Source organism: Pseudomonas sp. 10-1B, assembly GCF_000935045.1.
Lineage (GTDB): Bacteria > Pseudomonadota > Gammaproteobacteria > Pseudomonadales > Pseudomonadaceae > Aquipseudomonas.
Map to the genome: position 1 here is coordinate 69,909 of NZ_JYKS01000027.1, position 16,245 is coordinate 86,153.

Annotated in this window: 10 protein-coding genes; 2 read left to right on the forward strand and 8 right to left on the reverse strand. The window is 63.8% G+C overall.

Annotated features, from left to right (window positions below; translation table 11 throughout):
* Nucleotides 1–56 precede the first annotated feature (56 nt).
* Entirely contained in the window at nt 57–4,817 is a 4,761-nt protein-coding gene (locus TZ03_RS16430) for a dermonecrotic toxin domain-containing protein (protein ID WP_160297746.1), read from the reverse strand.
* A 333-nt stretch (nt 4,818–5,150) separates the two neighbouring features.
* Here TZ03_RS16430 and TZ03_RS16435 point away from each other — a divergent pair, with 333 nt between their 5' ends.
* On the forward strand, nt 5,151–6,383 hold the full coding sequence (locus TZ03_RS16435) for a response regulator (protein ID WP_051099109.1): 1,233 nt from the start codon (nt 5,151–5,153) through the stop codon (nt 6,381–6,383).
* A 129-nt stretch (nt 6,384–6,512) separates the two neighbouring features.
* On the opposite strand, the gene TZ03_RS16440 is transcribed toward TZ03_RS16435, so the two are convergent.
* Both TZ03_RS16440 and desA read right to left on the reverse strand, forming a co-directional pair.
* A complete protein-coding gene (locus tag TZ03_RS16440) occupies nt 6,513–7,541 on the reverse strand; it encodes a GGDEF domain-containing protein (RefSeq protein WP_051099111.1) in 1,029 nt (342 codons plus the stop codon).
* 101 nt (nt 7,542–7,642) lie between these two features.
* The gene (gene desA, locus TZ03_RS16445) at nt 7,643–8,827 is read right to left on the reverse strand and encodes a delta-9 fatty acid desaturase DesA (protein ID WP_051099112.1); all 1,185 of its coding nucleotides are present in this window, start codon (nt 8,825–8,827) and stop codon (nt 7,643–7,645) included.
* A 146-nt stretch (nt 8,828–8,973) separates the two neighbouring features.
* Between desA and dibA the strand changes: the two genes are divergently transcribed.
* Nucleotides 8,974–10,869, forward strand: coding sequence for a phosphodiesterase DibA (dibA, locus tag TZ03_RS16450; RefSeq protein WP_051099113.1), 1,896 nt, complete (start codon nt 8,974–8,976; stop codon nt 10,867–10,869).
* A gap of 128 nt (nt 10,870–10,997) precedes the next feature.
* Here dibA and TZ03_RS16455 read toward each other — a convergent pair whose 3' ends face one another.
* The 5 genes from TZ03_RS16455 to TZ03_RS16475 are packed head-to-tail and all read right to left on the reverse strand — an operon-like array spanning nt 10,998 to nt 16,108.
* Entirely contained in the window at nt 10,998–11,642 is a 645-nt protein-coding gene (locus tag TZ03_RS16455) for a methionine ABC transporter permease (protein WP_051099114.1), read from the reverse strand.
* Nucleotides 11,632–12,741 (reverse strand): methionine ABC transporter ATP-binding protein, encoded by a 1,110-nt coding sequence (locus tag TZ03_RS16460; RefSeq protein WP_051099117.1) that lies wholly within the window; start codon nt 12,739–12,741, stop codon nt 11,632–11,634. The genes TZ03_RS16455 and TZ03_RS16460 overlap by 11 nt, the downstream gene beginning before the upstream one ends.
* A gap of 1 nt (nt 12,742) precedes the next feature.
* Nucleotides 12,743–13,543 (reverse strand): MetQ/NlpA family ABC transporter substrate-binding protein, encoded by an 801-nt coding sequence (locus TZ03_RS16465; protein WP_051099119.1) that lies wholly within the window; start codon nt 13,541–13,543, stop codon nt 12,743–12,745.
* Nucleotides 13,536–14,927 (reverse strand): LLM class flavin-dependent oxidoreductase, encoded by a 1,392-nt coding sequence (locus TZ03_RS16470; protein ID WP_051099121.1) that lies wholly within the window; start codon nt 14,925–14,927, stop codon nt 13,536–13,538. The genes TZ03_RS16465 and TZ03_RS16470 overlap by 8 nt, the downstream gene beginning before the upstream one ends.
* Complete coding sequence (locus TZ03_RS16475) at nt 14,927–16,108, reverse strand: SfnB family sulfur acquisition oxidoreductase (protein ID WP_051099123.1); 1,182 nt, start codon at nt 16,106–16,108, stop codon at nt 14,927–14,929. The genes TZ03_RS16470 and TZ03_RS16475 overlap by 1 nt, the downstream gene beginning before the upstream one ends.
* Between the last annotated feature and the right edge of the window lie 137 nt (nt 16,109–16,245).

A 16,245-nucleotide genomic window follows, 5' to 3' on the forward strand; every position in this document is an offset into this window, starting at 1 on the left:
GCCTCAGTAAGAAAACCGCCCAGGCAATGCCTGGGCGGTTTTTTTTCGCCTGGTGTTCAGGTGTCGGAGGATGCCCAGACTGCGCTTGGGAAGAAGCGCTCGACCAAGTCGTCGTTTTTCAGCATCGCGGCATACTCGTCGCGCTTGAAGGGGTTGCCTGTGCGCAGATCGAATACGGGGTGTTCCACAGGAACCTCGTCCGGGACTTCCTTGAGCTTCACATTGACGAAACGGAAATCGTCACCAACCACTTCGCCGATGTCATCGATCTGGAAGCGGCATCCCGGCGGGAACAGCGTTTCCGCTTCTGTGCTGGACCATGACAGCGGCGCAATGGGGGCGCCGCTGTGGTACTGACCGGCAGGCAGCTCAAAGACCACCGATGTATTGTCGAACCTGCCCGTTATGTTGTCCGCCGATGCGAGCTTATCGGTGGCGAAATCGCGTACGACGTAAGGGTTTTCCGTAAAGGAAGCCAGGTCCGAGTTGACCAGCACATCGCCCTTCTTGAGCTTGCCTTTGCGAAAATGTTCGCCTGAGGTGCTCCTTGAACCATGTCCACCCCGATACAGGGGAACCTTGTTGTCCTTGGGCAGGGCTTCCAGCGAGTCGACAAGCTTGTCGACGAAGGTGTCCGAGTCGCAAAACCGGAACTCATGCACGCCGCGGCGCAGGTAGCTGTTGATCTGTGCGTTTTCGTCAGTGTATTGGCCGATCAGGAAGTTCTTGTAGTTGTCGCCTTCGTTATAGGTATAGGTGATGCCCTCCTCGGTTTCTAGATGCTCGAACTGATCCTCGTCCATCAGCGGTTCCTCGCCTTCGTTCAGGCGAGCGACATCGGCATCGTCCAGCAGAGCGCGGTGGCGGTCCTCGGCCTGGTTCGCGAGCCGCTCACTTTGCGTCTTGTCCGGTTTCATGCAGGTATCCCAGAAGCTCGAACGGTCGCTGCGCAGGGGTACAGCAGTGTCGCCACCTGCCGCGGCGGGCGTTTCGGTTTCGGGCGTGGTCGGGTGCTTGGGCGTGGTGACCTGGCCGTTGTCGCCAGGGTTTCCGCCAAGCAGCCCCCCGGCGTCGGCACGCTTCCAGGTGCCGTCGGCCTGGCGCACCACTGGCTGGCGTCCGAAGAAGGCGAAGGGGTTGGCCGGGTCGATGATCGCCCATTGGCTGGTGTAGGGGTCGAACTGTACCTGGAACACCCGGTTGTCGATCTTCACATACGGGCGGTCATTGACCAGGGTGATGCCTTGCGCGTGTGCATTTCCGGCCGGGGTACCACTTTCCAGCGAGATGTTGACGGCGTACCTCTCGGGCGCTGCTGTAGCCGATGCACTGCCGATGCTTTCCACCGGCGTCCAGTCGCCAAGCTTGTCCTGCAGGGCATAATGTCCGGTATCGATCAGTTCACCGCTTTCGCTGCGCCGGGCTACCCGCGCCAATCCTTTTGGGGAAGGGGTGCCGACCAGCAGGGGTTGGCCGTTGAGCTCCACGGTCTTGAGTTCGCGCTCGGTGAGCCCGCGCAATGCCTTTTTCGTCTCTGCCCAGCGTCGCGGTTGGCTGGGGAGTCGCTCGGCATTGCGCAGCAGACCGCCGAAGCCTTTCAGGCCATGCGTCAGGTCGCCATAGGCACCGGTGCCATTGAGCAGGGAAGACAACAGATACAGGCTTGCGCTGCCAGCATCCCGGTTGATGAAAGTGCTCAGCGCTGCCACGTAATCGCGCAGGGCAAGGACGGCCCCCACCGCGAACGCAGCAGGAGGCAGGGGCAGCGTCACGACCTGGACAACCGTTTCCAGCGTGTTCCAGACAATGCGTGCGATCATGTCGGCCCGGCCCTTGCTGACATCGCGCACATCGACGATACGTTGTTGCAGCGGCTCGTTGTAGCACAACGTGCGTAGGTCGTCCGCCGGCGCTTCAGGCAAGGTCGGTACCAGGCTCGGGCCGCCCTCGCTAAGGTCCCTGAACAGGAAACTCAGCAGTTGCCCGGCTTGCCTGCGGCTGCGGTCCTTGTAGTAGTCGATCATGCCAGGGGTCTTGAGCGACTGTACAAAGTTGCTGAAAGGTCGGAAGGCGATACCATCGGCCGCCGCGGGGGTATAGAGCAGCGTCTGCGCGTCTTGCCCTCCAGGCGGTTTGAGCAAGTAGCAGCCGTGGATGACTTCTTCACGATAGGGCGGCGTCTTGCCCATGATCCGATACAGTTCGTTGAACAACTTGCCGACTATCGGCTCGTTGGCCAGGAACTCATTGTCGATACGCACCACCAATCGATAGAACGCATGACGTTCCCGATCCGCGCTAGTGGTGCGGTGCATGCTGTGGATGCTCGCCAGCACCCAGGCGTACTGGTCCGCATCCAGGTGCCCTTGCAACAGGCTGCGCAGCGCCGCCTGCTGCATCTGCAGCTGTACGATCAGCACGCTGTGCCGACGGCGCCAAGCGTAGCCAGTATGTAACGGCGACAGCAGGGTTTCCTCGATCAGGTTGACGTAGCGGTCGGATACCCACAGGCCGCGTATCGAACTTGTGACCGACTGCGGCGTCAACGCCGAGAGGTCGACTCCGGCAGGGCCTTCGAAGGTTGCCGTAGTGTCGGCGGTGGGGTTGAGCAGGCCGAGGCTGTCGTCATAGCCGTTGCGTACCAATTGGGTATAGGTCAGGGTTTCCCTGGGTGACTTGATGACCACGGTGTCAGGGTCGACGCTGACATCGCCATCCCCGAGCAACTGTTCGAGCCGTTCCTTGGCCTGGGCATGGACATACGCCTCGAAATCGGGCAGCTGGGTGTGTTCAGCCTCGGCATACTGCGAAACGGCAGCCAGGATTTGCTCCTCCAGCCGTGTCAGTTGGCCGCGCTGGGAGGCACTGGCCGTTGCCAGCCAGGTGGACGTATGCGTGGCGGTGTTGGTCTCGGCTACGTCGATGCGGTTGCGTGTCAGCGCCTTGATCCCTTCCTGGCCGGTGAAACGCACCAGCGTCATGAACTGTTCGTAGGGCTTTGTCAGGCTCGGGATCTGCTGGCGCTGCCGGTGGAAGTCGAGGTACCAGCTGTCCCAATTTTGCGTTTCGGTGCTGGCAGGCTGCTGATGTTCGTTCGGGGATGGTTTGTCGGCGATATTCTTTATCAAGGTTGCGAATGTGGAGCGCTGCTGGGTGGCTACGTTCGTCAGCAGGTAGTCTTGTGTCTTCTTATGGGCGAACCAGCCCACTACTTCGATGAGCAACTGCCGTTCGTTGTCGAAACCCATTACAGGTTTTTTGGGGTGATGCGGGCAGCAGAGCAGTAGGCGCTGCAGGGCACCGTCGGCGCTTTCCTGGCGAACCAGCAGGGCATCGCTCAGCAGGTACTGGTCTGCCAATAGCAGGTTGGCGCTGGACAACCTGTCGTATCCTGTTCCGCTTCCGGCAACGAAGGTCGCAAGGGTCTGTTGGTCTTCGGGCTTGATCTGGCCCTGCAGGCGTGCGCACCAGGCTTGGGCAGCGATCTGCCGCAACAGGGTGGCGTTCATCTGCGCTCGGGCATTCTCATGCTTGTGCGCGGCTTTCTGGGCAGAGGCAAACTTGCCGTGCAGCGCCAGCGTTTCGACCAGCTTGGCGATATAGGCGGGGGTGAGCGTGGCATACGAGTCTGGCAGGGGCTTGCCCTGCCGTTCGAGGCGCGTGCCGATCATGAAGCTCGACATCGGCTGCGCGTCGCCGTCGTGTAGACCTTGCAGCGCAAGCTTCACAAGGCTGCGCCGGGTTTCGTAGGGGGCCAGGGTTTCAGGTAACGTACGCTGGGTCACCAACACGATCTGCTGCGGGTCGACCGCCAGGCCCAGGTCATTGGCGATTTTGCTGCGCAGGTGCTTCACCGCGAAGCTTTCGCTGCTGTCGCACCCATCCAGCACACTGAGCAAGGCAGCGCGGCTGTGGTCATACTCCATGAGTGCATTCAGGCACTGATCGGCCTGGTCCGCAGGCGCGTACCGCAACCAGTGGGGCGCCTTGGGCGACGGCGTGAGGGCTTCGTTCAGGATGGCTTCCAGGCTGCTGCCTGGGCCGAGTAGCAGAGGCAGGCGAAGGGCATCTTCGATCCGCCCCGAGCGGGACTCGTCGGTAACTGGCGAGGGCTGCAAAGCGAGCTTGATATCGCTCAGTTGCAGGGCGCGCAGTTGATGGTGCAGTTCGGCGAATGCGTTGCGGTGAATGGGTTCGATCACCCAGTGGCGTTGTTCGTAGGTTTGCACTGCCGAGGCCTGCGTCATCGCGAGGCGCTGTGCACCGGTCAGGGTATCGGTGATGCTGGCCCGTGCTACTGGCTTGTTCATCAGCGCGGTCAGTGCCGCAAGAGCCAACGCAGGGGTGGCGAACGCGGCCCATTGCCGGCCCGCCAGCCACAGCAGGGTCGGGCCGCTGTCCAGGCTGAACATCAGGCAGCCATGCAGCGTGGCGGTGTGGTTTGCTGCGATCTTCAAGCCCAAGGTGTTGATTTTCAAGTCGTGCTGAACGAGCGAGGCGGGCAGGCAGGCCGCGTACATCGAGTGGATCGTGCCGGCAGTGACCTGGACCTCGAGCAATTGACGCAGAGTGGCTTCGATATCCTTTATATGGCACTGGCGCCGAACCAGATCGGTCTTTTCGACCGACTCCCAATAGGCGTGCGTGGCATTCCTGATCGTAAGCAGGGCGCTTGTCGCTTCACTCGCCGTGAGTGCCCGGTCCAGGTTGGCCAGCCCCATGCTGTCCAGCGAGGGGTGCTGCGCAAGGCGCTGGTCGATGCCAGCTCTCAGGGTCGAGAGCGCTTGTCGAGTTGCAGATGAAAGGGTACGCGTCATGGGGCTCCTCTGGCCGTGTCTGCGATACGGCTTTGTCATGTGGAGCACCACTGAAACGGATCATGTTGTGAGCCAGGCGGTAGTTAATGCTCATAGCGGCGCGGTGGCGAACATGAACAAACTGTGAACTGCCCGCTATTGCGGTAATGCTGTTCACTTAAATGTGATGTCACACTGATTGGGGCCGCAGAGCGGCCCCAATTGCTTAAGTGAACAGCATTACGCCATTGCGGGATTTTTGTGCCAATTCGCTGCAGGGGGCGCTATCGTTAACCGACGGATATGTTTGGAAGCTGCGATGGATCGTGTGCCAGGATCATTCAGGAGTCGCCCATGAGCGCTGCAGACCCCCACCCTCCCCGCGTTCTGATCGTCGAAGGCGATCCTTGGGTGCGTGACATGCTCCGTGAAATGCTGCTCAGCGTGCGCTGCGATGCCCGGCTGGAGGTCTGTGCCGACGGCACCCAGGCCATGACCGCGCTGTCGAGCAAGCCCGACCTGATCATCGCCGCCCGTGAGCTGTCCGGTGTCGATGGCCTCGATCTGCTACGCAAGGTGCGCGCCAAGCGAGACAACCCCGGCCTGCCGTTCATCCTCATGAGCGAGCGCAGTGATAGCTCCAGTGTGCGAGAAGCGTTGCCCCTGCACCCCACGGCCTACCTGAGCAAGCCGCTGAACCTCGACAACCTGCGCAAGCGCCTGGAAGAGCTGCTGCTGGCCGTTGGCGAACAAGTCGCCTGCCCGGTGCCGTCCTTGCAGCCTGGTGTCAGCCTGCCTGCTTTTCTTGAACAGCGCCGCGCCATCGCTGACGGCGGGCCGCTGTTTGCCGACGTGCAGGTCGCGATCAAACGCGCACTCAACCCCCAGGGCCTTAACCTCAAGGTGTTAGAAGAGGAAGTGGGTAGTGACCCACAGATCACCGCGGTGCTGATTGCCGCTGCCAACAGTGCGGCCATGCACCGCGACGCGCCTGTGCAAACATTGCTACAGGCCTTGAACAAGCTTGGCAGCACCCAGAGCATGAACCTGATCCTGGGCATGACCCTCAAGCGCAGCGCGCGGCTCAGCGACCCGCTGCTGACGCAGCATGCGGCCTATTACTGGGGCCTTTCGCTGCACACTGCCGAATATGGCCGGACCTTGGCGCGCATGTTCGAGCTGGACGAGGGGCGCTGCTATTGCGCGGGGTTGCTGCATTGCCTGGGCGACCTGGCGGTGTTGCGCTGCCTGCAGGAATGGCGGCAGGCCGGGGGCGAGCTGGACGAGGACAAGGTACAGCTGTCGCTCAACGAGTTCGGTGCAGCGTTTGGCTCGGCGTTGCGTACCCGTTGGCGGTTGCCGCTGGCATTGCGCGAGTTGGTCGCGGCCATCTACCAGCTGGGTGGTGGCGTGTATTCACGGGAGATCCTGGCCATGAACCTGGCCGGGCAGCTGTCGCGGCTGCCGCCCGAGCAGGGGCTGGAGAGGCTGGCCAGTGGCAAGACCGCGCGGTTGCTCAAAGTCGGTCTGCCGGAGTTGAGCCGGCTGCGCAAGGTGGAGAGCGCCGAAACCAAGCCGACAGCCTAAGTCGTTGACCTCGACCGCACAGGCCTCAAGCCCTGTGCAGTACCTGTGGGAGCCGGCTTGCCGGCGATGAGGCCGGCCCAGGCAATGGAAGACAGTTGCTCCCACAGGGATCGCGACGGTCTTTAAGTGTCACCCGCGGACGATCTGGTTCTTGCCCTGCCGCTTGGCCCGGTACATCGCCGCATCGGCCCGGGCATACAGGCTGTCCAGTGCCACATCCTCGTCAGTCAGCCCGGTCAGCCCCTGGCTCACAGTCACCCCGTATGTCTGCTGCCCATGGCTGAAGCTCAAGTGCTGAATCTGCCGCTGCAGGCGCTCGGCAATCTGCTCCGCCATCTGCGCATTGCAGCCCGGGAACACCGCTGCAAACTCCTCGCCGCCAATGCGCCCGAACAGGTCGCCGCGGCGTAGCACGGCCTTGCCGCTGTCGGCGATGCGCTGCAGCACCTGGTCGCCTTCCTGGTGACCATAGCTGTCGTTGACGTGCTTGAAATCGTCGATGTCCAGCAGCAGGAAGGCCAGCGGCGTGCCATTTTCGCGGGCGCTGTCGAAGGCTTGCTGGGCGCACTCGAAGAAGTGCCGACGGTTGCTGCTCTGGGTCAGCACGTCGGTAGTGGCCAGGCGCTGCAATTCACCTTCGAGCTGCTTCTTCTCGGTGATGTCCTCGGCGATGCCTACGATGATCACCCGCTCATCATCGCGTTGTTGGTTGATGTAGCACTTGTCGCTCAGCCAGCGCAGCTGGCCGTCGGCGGTGAGGATGCGGTACTCGCGGTCTTCCACCGAGCCCTTGAGCAGCACCTGGGCCAAGCTGCGCTCGGCGAACTCCAGGTCGTCGGGGTAGATGCTGTCGCGCCATTCGTTGTAGTCGGCCATCACCAGGCTGGCCGGGCGGCCGAAAATGCGCTCGTAGGCAGGGCTTACGTACAGCACCTGGCGGGTTTCCCAGTCGAAGGCCCAGAGCACTGCATTGACGCTGTCGAGCAACGAGCTGAACAGCTGCTCGCGCTCGCTCAGGCGGGCAACTTCGCCCTGGGCGTGGAGCAGCGAAAGAAGGGTCTGGGCGGCCTCGGGAGGGGGTGTGCCGGGCAGTATCGTTGGAATGTTCTTAGCCATGTGCACGGAGCAGGTCTCGACAGGAATGCGTGCGGCCAGCATCCGGCCCGCCACGCGGGGCGATGTGCCGGATTTGAGTGGCAACCAGGGGGTGAAGTTCCGGGCGGCACGCCCCGCCAAGGGGGCATGCCGATCAACGGCGGTCAGGCGCCGGTCGGGCGCAGGGAGTAGGTCTTGAGCTGTGTCGCGAAGTCGCGCAGAGCGTGAATGCCGCTGCTTTCGGCCTCGTGTACCCAGTCCTTCATGGCGGCCAGCATGTCGTGGCCGTTGGCGCTGGTGCGCGCCCAGATCTGCTGCAGGGCCAGGCGCTTTTCGTAGATGGTCTTGAGTGCCTGGCTGTGCGCGAGCATGGACTCGATGCGCACATGGTGGCGGTCTTCCAGCAGGCTGGTTTCGCGCGACAGCAGGCGCTTGGCACGGCGGAAGTGGTGGCGCACCGAGGCATCGACCCGCGCCAGCTCCTGCTTGACCAGCGGGCCGATCACCAGCTTGCGGTACTGGGCCATGATCTGGAAGCGGTTGTTGAGAATGGCCATGGCGGTGTCCATGTCCAGGCTGGCCTTGCCCGCCACCCGGTGGGCGATGGGTGCCACGCGCTGTACCTTGGCCAGGCGCAGCAGGCAGAACAGGCGGATCCACGCCCAGCCCATGTCGAACTCCCAGCGCTTGACCGACAGCTTGGCCGAGTTGGGGTAGGTGTGGTGGTTGTTGTGCAGCTCTTCGCCACCGATGACGATGCCCCACGGCACCAGGTTAGTGGCGGCGTCGCGGCATTCGAAGTTGCGGTAGCCGAGGGCGTGGCCCAGGCCGTTGACCACGCCGGCCGCCCAGAACGGAATCCACATCATCTGCACCGCCCAGATGGTGATGCCGATGGTGCCGAACAGCAGCAGGTCGATCACCGCCATCAGCGCGATGCCGCCCAGCTTGTAACGTGAGTAGAGGTTGCGCTCGATCCAGTCATCCGGGCAGTTCTTGCCGTAGATACGCAGGGTTTCGGGGTTGCGCGCCTCTTCCCGGTACAGCTCGGCGCCCTTGCGCAGCACCGTGCCCAGGCCTTTGTAAAGCGGGCTGTGCGGGTCGTCCGGGGTTTCGCACTTGGCGTGGTGCTTGCGGTGGACGGCTGTCCATTCGCGTGTGTTCTGCGCCGTGGTCAGCCACAGCCAGAAACGGAAGAAGTGCTTGAGCGCGCCATTGAGCTCCAGGGCCCGGTGCGCGGAATAGCGATGCAGGTAGACCGTGACGCTGACAATGGTCACGTGGGTCATCAGCAAGGTGATGCCGACCAGTTGCCAGGCCGACAAGTCGAGCAGGCCGTTGTACCACATAGGTATGAAAACCCTCGGAAAGCAGGAGGAGGGGCTGATTATCCCTTGGCCGGGAAATAAAAACAGTCACCCGTTCAGATAGGAAGTCACGACATGTTTCAGCCTTTATAATGCCCCCTCCTTTTTGATGGGCAATTGCACCCGACATGTCTGTTTCCGTTCGCGACGCCTTGCGCATGGCTGCGCTGTATGTGGTGCTCTCGATCCTCTGGCTGGCGCTGGCCGAGGTGATGCTGCACGGCATGACTGACGACCCCTTGGCATTGACCGTTGGGCGGCAGATCAACGTGGTGGTCTGGGTGCTGCTCAGCGCCTTGCTGATTTACCTGTCGCGGGTGCGCCTGCTCAACTTCATTGGCGTCGGCGCGCGCTTGCGTTGCGAAGACCGTGAGCGGCTGCGCATGGCTGCCGCGGTGTTCGACAGTACCCTCGAAGGCGTGTTGGTGACCGACCGCCAAGGCCTGATCGTGCACGTCAACCGCGCGTTCATGCGCATCACCGGCTACCAGCAGGACGAGGTCATCGGCCAGCGCCCGAACAAGTTCAAGTCGGGTCGCCATGGCCTGACGTTCTACCAGCAGATCTTTGCCACCTTGGCCGAAAAGGGCGAGTGGAGCGGGGAAATCTGGAACCGGCGCAAGAGCGGTGAAATCTACCCGCAATGGCAGACCATTTGCGCCATACGTGATGACCAAGGTGAGCTCAGCCATTACGTGGCGGTGTTCAGTGACATCAGCGCGATCAAGCATTCGGAGCAGGAACTGGCCTACCTGGCCCACCACGACCCGCTGACCGGCCTGCCCAACCGCCTGCTGTTCACCGACCGGGTCGGGCAGGCGCTGGCCGCAGCCCAGGCCAACAAGCGCGGTTGTGCCCTGCTGCTGCTGGACCTGGACCACTTCCAGAGCATCAACGACGGCCTTGGCCACACCATCGGCGACCAGTTGCTGAAACTGGTGGGCGAGCGCCTGGGGGAGGTGCTGGGCGCCGGCGTGACCCTGGCGCGGCTGGGCGGCGACGAGTTCGGCGTGCTGGCCGAGAACTGTCAGCAGGTTGGCCAGGCGGGCAAGCTGGCGCAGTGCATCATCGAGCGCATGCGCGAGCCGTTCCTGTTCGATGGCCATCGCCTGTTCATCAGTGTCAGCGCGGGCATCAGCCTGTTCCCCAGCGATGCCTTGAGTGCCGAACAGTTGCTGCGCAACGCCGACTCGGCCTTGTACAAGGCCAAGAGCAACGGGCGGGCCTGCTATGCGCTGTACACCGAGGAGCTGACCGCCCACGCCCAGCACCGGGTCGAGACTGCCGGCGAGCTGCGCCGGGCCCTGGAGCAGAACGAGCTGCGGGTGTTCTACCAGCCGGTGCATGACCTGGCGAGCGGCAGCCAGGTCGGGGTCGAGGCGTTGGTGCGCTGGCAGCACCCTCAGCGTGGCCTGGTGCCGCCGGGCGAGTTCATCCCGATTGCCGAGCGCACCGGGCTGATTGCCGAGATCGATACCTGGGTGTTGCGCCAGGCGTGCCGGCAGATGGTGCAATGGCAGGAACAAGGCCGGCAGCTGGCATTCGTGGCGGTGAATATTTCCAGCCGCCTGTTTGGCCAGCACGAGCTGTACCGACAGGTTGCCGAAGTGCTGCACGACACCGGCCTGGCTCCGGCTCTGCTGGAGCTGGAAGTGACCGAAAGCGCGGTGATGGAAGACCCGGAAGTGGCGCTGGAGCAATTGCACCGTTTGCGTGAATTGGGCGTGACCTTGGCCATCGATGACTTTGGCACCGGCTATTCATCGTTGCTGCGGCTCAAGCGCTTGCCGGTACAGAAACTGAAGATCGATCAGGGCTTCGTCGCCGGGTTGCCACTGGATGAGGATGATGCGGCGATCGTGCGGGTGATCATTGCCCTGGCCCGCAGCATGGGCATGCAGGTGCATGCCGAGGGGATCGAACAGGCGGAGCAGGCCAGTTTCCTGCTGCAGGAGCTGTGTCAGCTGGGGCAGGGTTACTGGTTTGGGCGGCCAGTGCCGGCTGCGGATTTGCGTTGGGGTTGAGATTGCGGGGCCGCTTTGCGGCCCATCGCCGGCAAGCCAGCTCCCACAGCGGTTGCACAAGCCTTGAGGCCTGCGCGGTACCTGTGGGAGCTGGCTTGCCGGCGATGGGGCGCGCAGCGGCCCCCTGTTTATCGTTTGTTCAAGCTCTTCGCCAAGCGATCCCCACCCAGCTGGATCAAAGCCACCAGCGCCACCAGCATGGCGATCACGGTCAGCATGATCTGGCTGTCGAAGCGCTGGTAGCCATAGCGGTAGGCGATATCCCCCAAGCCCCCGGCGCCGATCGCCCCGGCCATGGCCGAGGAGTTGATCAGGGTCACCAGGGTAATGGTGAAGCCGCCGACGATCCCCGGCAGCGCTTCAGGCAACAGCACGTGCCAGACAATGTGCCAGCGCCGGCAACCCATGGCCTGTGCGGCTTCCACCAGGCCATGGTCGACTTCGCGCAGGCTCACCTCGGCAATCCGCGCGAAGAACGGCGTGGCGGCGATGGTCAGTGGAACCACCGCCGCCCACACGCCATAGGTGGTGCCCACCACCAGGCGGGTGAAGGGGATCAGCGCGACCATCAGGATCAGGAACGGGATCGAGCGGAACAGGTTGACGAAGGCGCCCAGTACCCGGTTCAACAGCGGTGCCTCGAAGATCCCGCCCTTGTCGCTGGTGACCAACAGTACCGCCATCGGAACCCCCACCAGCAGGGCGATCAGCGACGACACGCCGACCATCAGCAGGGTATCGAGCAAACCTTCCAGCAGGCGATCAAACCACATGGCCCAGTACCTCCACGTCCTCGGCCCAGCGGCGGGCACGCTCCAGCAATTGGTGGCTGTCGTGCGGCGAGTGCTGCACCGACAGGATCAGCCGCCCCAGGGCATGCTCGCCGATGGTTTCCACACCGCCCTGAAGCAGGCGTACACGGCCACCCAGGTCATTGAACAGGGCAGACAGCTCTGGCTCGCCGAGCAGTGTCAGTTTCAGCACCACAGCGCTGTCGCGGCTCGCCGGGCTGGCCTGCAGGCTGGCTTGCAGCGCTGCCGGCAGCCTGGCTTGCAACGGTGCCAGCAGGGTACGGGTGACCTCGTGGCGTGGTGAGCCGAACACCCGCCAGACCTCGCCCTGTTCGACCACTTCACCGCGCTCCAGCACCACTACCCGGTGGCAGATATCGCGGATCACCGCCATCTCGTGGGTGATCAGCACGATGGTCAGGCCCAGGCGCTGGTTGATGTCACGCAGCAGCTCGAGGATCGAGGCGGTGGTTTCCGGGTCCAGCGCCGAGGTGGCTTCATCGCACAGCAGGATCTCGGGGTCGTGCACCAGCGCTCGGGCAATGCCCACCCGCTGCTTCTGCCCGCCAGACAATTGCGCCGGGTATACGTGGTGCTTTTCCTGCAGGCCGACCAGCTCCAGCAGCTCGCGCACCTTGCGCTGGCGTTCGGCCTTGGCCACGCCTGCCACCTTCAACGGCAGCTCGACGTTTTGCCATACGGTCTTGGCCGACATCAGGTTGAAGTGCTGGAAGATCATGCCGATGCGCCGGCGCAGGGCCACCAGCTGGTCCTCGTCGAAGGGCGCGATGTCCACCTGGTCGATCAGCACCCGGCCCTGGCTGGGTTGCTCCAGGCGATTGATGGTGCGCAGCAGCGATGACTTGCCGGCACCGCTGCGGCCGATGATGCCGAAGATCTCGCCATGGCGGATATTCAGGTCGATGCCTTGCAGTGCCGGTTGCGCCTGGCCCGGGTAGGTCTTGCCCAGGCCGATGAAGCGTACGTGGGCTTCATTGACCTCCGGGCGCAGGGCCTGCTCCCGGGCCGTTGGCGGCAGTGGTTGTACGGTGGGCGCCCTGAGCGCGCTGGCCTGGCTCATGTCAGCCCTCCCAACCGGCCTGGTAGAGCTTGCCGTGGGCTTTGTCCAGGGCCGCACGGACCGCTGGCGAGTGCTGATAGATGTCGACGAACCTGGCCAGGCGTGGGTCGTCCTTGCTTTGTGGGCGGATGACGAACTGGATCACGTATTCCTTGTTTTCCAGGCCGTCGAACAGCAGCGCGGAACCTGCATCGAAACTGTTGGCCAGGCGAATGTAGGCGGGGTAACCCTGCACCAGGTCGGCGTCGTCATAGGCACGTACCAGTTGCACCGCCTCTACTTGCAGGATCTTCAGCTTTTTCGGGTTGGCGACGATGTCGTCCTCGGTGGCCTTGTAGCCGACACTTGGCTTGAGGGTGATAAGCCCAGCCTTGGCCAGTAGCTGCAAACCACGGCCGCTGTTGATCGGGTCGTTGGCGATGGCCACGCTGGCGCCTTCCGGCAGGTCGGCGAAGCTTTTGTACTTTTTCGAGTACAGGCCAACGTTGTTGATGATGCCCGGGGCATAGGGCACCAGGTTGAAGCCTGCGGCAGCCTTGGCGTTTTCCAGGAACGGGATGTGCTGGAAGTAGTTCACGTCGATGTCGCCGCTGTTGAGGCTGACATTCGGCGCGATCCAGTCGCTGAACTCGATCAGCTTCACTTCCAGGCCTTGCTTGTGCGCCTCTTCCACCGCGGCCTCCAGGGGGATGGCGAAGGCGGAGGTGGTGCCGATCTTCAAGGGCTCGGCGGCCAGTGCGCCGGTGGCCAGGCCGAGGGTGAGGGCAATGGCCGCGACGGGCCGGAACAGTTTCTCAAGCATGGTGCAGGGCTCCAGTCGGTGCAGGGCTAGTGGCAAAGCGGTAAGCCGAACCAGGGTGGTCGGCGGGCAGGTGTGGGTGGTCGGCCTGGAACAGCTTCTCGCGCAGGGTGCCTTCGGCGTAGGCGGTCTTGTAGCGGCCACGCTGTTGCAACTGCGGGATGACCAGGTCGATGAAGTCTTCGAAACTTTCCGGGGTGACGGTGCGGGTCAGGTTGAAACCGTCCAGGCCGGTCTCGTCGAGCCAGGCGATCAGTTGCTCGGCAACCTGCTCGGGTGCGCCGACCAGGGTCACATAGCGGCCACCCAGGGCGTGTTGCTGCAGCAGGCGCCGGCGGGTCCAGGCGTTGTCCTGCAGCTGGCGCGTGGCGGACTGGATGGCGTTGCCCTGGTTGAAGGCAATCGGCTCGTCCAGGCCGTAGGCGGCGAAGTCGATACCGGTGGAGGCGGCGAAGTGCGCGACCCCGGCCTCGGCGCTGGCATGGCGCAGGTACTCGGCGTGCTTGGCCTGGGCCTGTTGCTCGGTCGCAGCGACGATAACCGTGATGCCCATGAACACCTTGACCGCCTGCGGATCGCGGCCTGCGGCCTGGGCGGCGGCGCGCACCTTGTCGACCTGGGCGCGGGTGGCGGCCTTGTCCTGGCCACTGATGAACACGCATTCGGCATGGTTGCCGGCGAACGCCAGGCCCCGCTGCGAGCTGCCGGCCTGGAACAGTACCGGCGTGCGCTGCGGCGAGGGTTCGCACAGGTGGTAACCGTCGACCTTGTAGAACTCGCCATGGTGCTGGACCTTGCGCACCTTGTCGGGCCGGGCGTAGACGCGCTGCTCGCGGTCGGCGACCACGGCATCGTTGGCCCAGCTGCCTTCCAGCAGCTTGTACAGCACCTGCAGGTATTCGTCGGCCTGGTCGTAGCGGCGGTCATGCTCTGGTTGCTGTTCCAGGCCCATGGCCCGGGCGGCGCTGTCGAGATAGCCGGTGACGATGTTCCAGCCCACCCGGCCATTGCTCAGGTGGTCCAGGGTGGAAAGGCGCCGGGCGAACAGGTACGGCGCCTCGTAGGTGAGGTTGGCGGTAAGGCCGAAGCCCAGGTTGCGGGTGGCCGCGGCCATGGCCGAGACCAGCAGCAACGGATCGTTGACTGGCAACTGGATCGACTCTTTCAGGGTGAGGTCCAGCGACTGGCCGTAGATGTCGTAGGTGCCGACGATGTCGGCGATGAACAGCCCGTCGAACAGGCCGCGCTCCAGCAGGCGCGCCAGGTTGGTCCAGTAGTCCAGGGACTTGTACTGGGTCGAGGTGTCCCGTGGGTGGGTCCACAGGCCATGGTTGATGTGCCCGACGCAGTTCATGTTGAAGGCATTGAGCAAAATCTGCTTGGCCATCAGATGGTCCCCCTGCGTGGCGGGTTGGCATCGTTGAGGTAGTAGTTGCCGATGGCGTGGTACTTCCAGCGCACCGGGTCGTGCAGGGTGTGCACGCGGGCGTTGCGCCAGTGGCGGTCGAGGTTGTGCTCGGCCAGGGTGGCCTGGCTGCCGCCCAGCTCGAACAGGGCAGTGCCGGCAGCAAGGGCGATCTCGGTGCTGATGGCGCGTGCTTCGGCCACGGCGATGGAGGCCGCGGCAACGTTGTCGGCGCTGCTGTCGTCGCGGGCGCGGTCGAGGTATTCGCCGGCGCGCTCCAGCAGGGCCTCGGCGGCATGCAGGCGGATTGCCAGGTGGCCGAAGCTCTTCAGCGTCAGCGGGTCGTCCGTGGCCTTGTCCTGGCCGGAGTCGACCCAGGGGCGGCTGCGGGTGCGCACGAAGTGCAGGGCATCTTCATAGGCGGCGCGGGCGATGCCGGTGTCGATGGCGGCATGGAGGATCTGCGCCAGCGGGCCGACCGGGGTGGGGCGCTCGAAGGCGCTCTGGAATGGCAGCACATCGGCGGCGCTGACGAACACGTTGTCGAACACTACCGAGCCGCTGCCGGTGGTGCGCTGGCCGAAGCCGCTCCAGTCGTCGATCACCTGCAGGCCCTGGCTGTCGGCCGGGACGAAGGCCAGGTGCTGCACACCCTGTTCATCGATGACCGAGGTGGGTATGCGCTGGGCGTAGATGGCGCCGGTGGAGTAGAACTTGCGGCCGTTGATGCGAAAACCGTCGCCCTCGCGGGTCAGGCGCGTGTTGCGTTCGTTGGCGGTCTTGGTGCCCAGTTCGGCCAGGGCGTTGCCGAAACGGCGGCCGGCCAGTACTTCGGCATACAGGCGCTGTTGCTGTTCGGCGGTGCCGTTTACCCGCAGCACTTCCAGTGCGTAGAAATGGTTTTGCGGGATCTGCCCGAGCGAGCCATCGGCCTGGGCGATGCGGGCGATGACCTTGGCCAGGGTGACGTTGGACACGCCGGCTCCGCCGAAGGCCTTGGGCACGCTGATGGCCCACAGGCCGGAGCGGGTGAACAGCTCCAGCTCGGCGTGCGGCAGGCGGCGCTCGCGGTCGCGCAGGGCGCTGTCGCGGCGCAGTTGTTGGGCGATGTCTTCGGCGACAGCCAGGGCTTCGGTGTCGCTGGTGATGATAGCGATTGTCATGAGGTTCTCCGGGGGCCGCTTCGCGGCCCTTCGCGGGCACGCCCGCTCCCACAGGTAAAGTGATGCCCGTTCAGGCGGTGATAATCCTGTGGGAGCGGGCATGCCCGCGAAGGGCTGCGTAGCAGCCCCAAAATCAG

Bases quoted from the DNA above. Each gene is read 5' to 3' on its own strand.
- TZ03_RS16430 (WP_160297746.1), bottom strand. From the start codon at position 4,817: ATGACGCGTACCCTTTCATCTGCAACTCGACAAGCGCTCTCGACCCTG.
- TZ03_RS16435 (WP_051099109.1), top strand. From the start codon at position 5,151: ATGAGCGCTGCAGACCCCCACCCTCCCCGCGTTCTGATCGTCGAAGGC.
- TZ03_RS16440 (WP_051099111.1), bottom strand. From the start codon at position 7,541: ATGCTGGCCGCACGCATTCCTGTCGAGACCTGCTCCGTGCACATGGCT.
- desA (WP_051099112.1), bottom strand. From the start codon at position 8,827: ATGTGGTACAACGGCCTGCTCGACTTGTCGGCCTGGCAACTGGTCGGC.
- dibA (WP_051099113.1), top strand. From the start codon at position 8,974: ATGTCTGTTTCCGTTCGCGACGCCTTGCGCATGGCTGCGCTGTATGTG.
- TZ03_RS16455 (WP_051099114.1), bottom strand. From the start codon at position 11,642: ATGTGGTTTGATCGCCTGCTGGAAGGTTTGCTCGATACCCTGCTGATG.
- TZ03_RS16460 (WP_051099117.1), bottom strand. From the start codon at position 12,741: ATGAGCCAGGCCAGCGCGCTCAGGGCGCCCACCGTACAACCACTGCCG.
- TZ03_RS16465 (WP_051099119.1), bottom strand. From the start codon at position 13,543: ATGCTTGAGAAACTGTTCCGGCCCGTCGCGGCCATTGCCCTCACCCTC.
- TZ03_RS16470 (WP_051099121.1), bottom strand. From the start codon at position 14,927: ATGGCCAAGCAGATTTTGCTCAATGCCTTCAACATGAACTGCGTCGGG.
- TZ03_RS16475 (WP_051099123.1), bottom strand. From the start codon at position 16,108: ATGACAATCGCTATCATCACCAGCGACACCGAAGCCCTGGCTGTCGCC.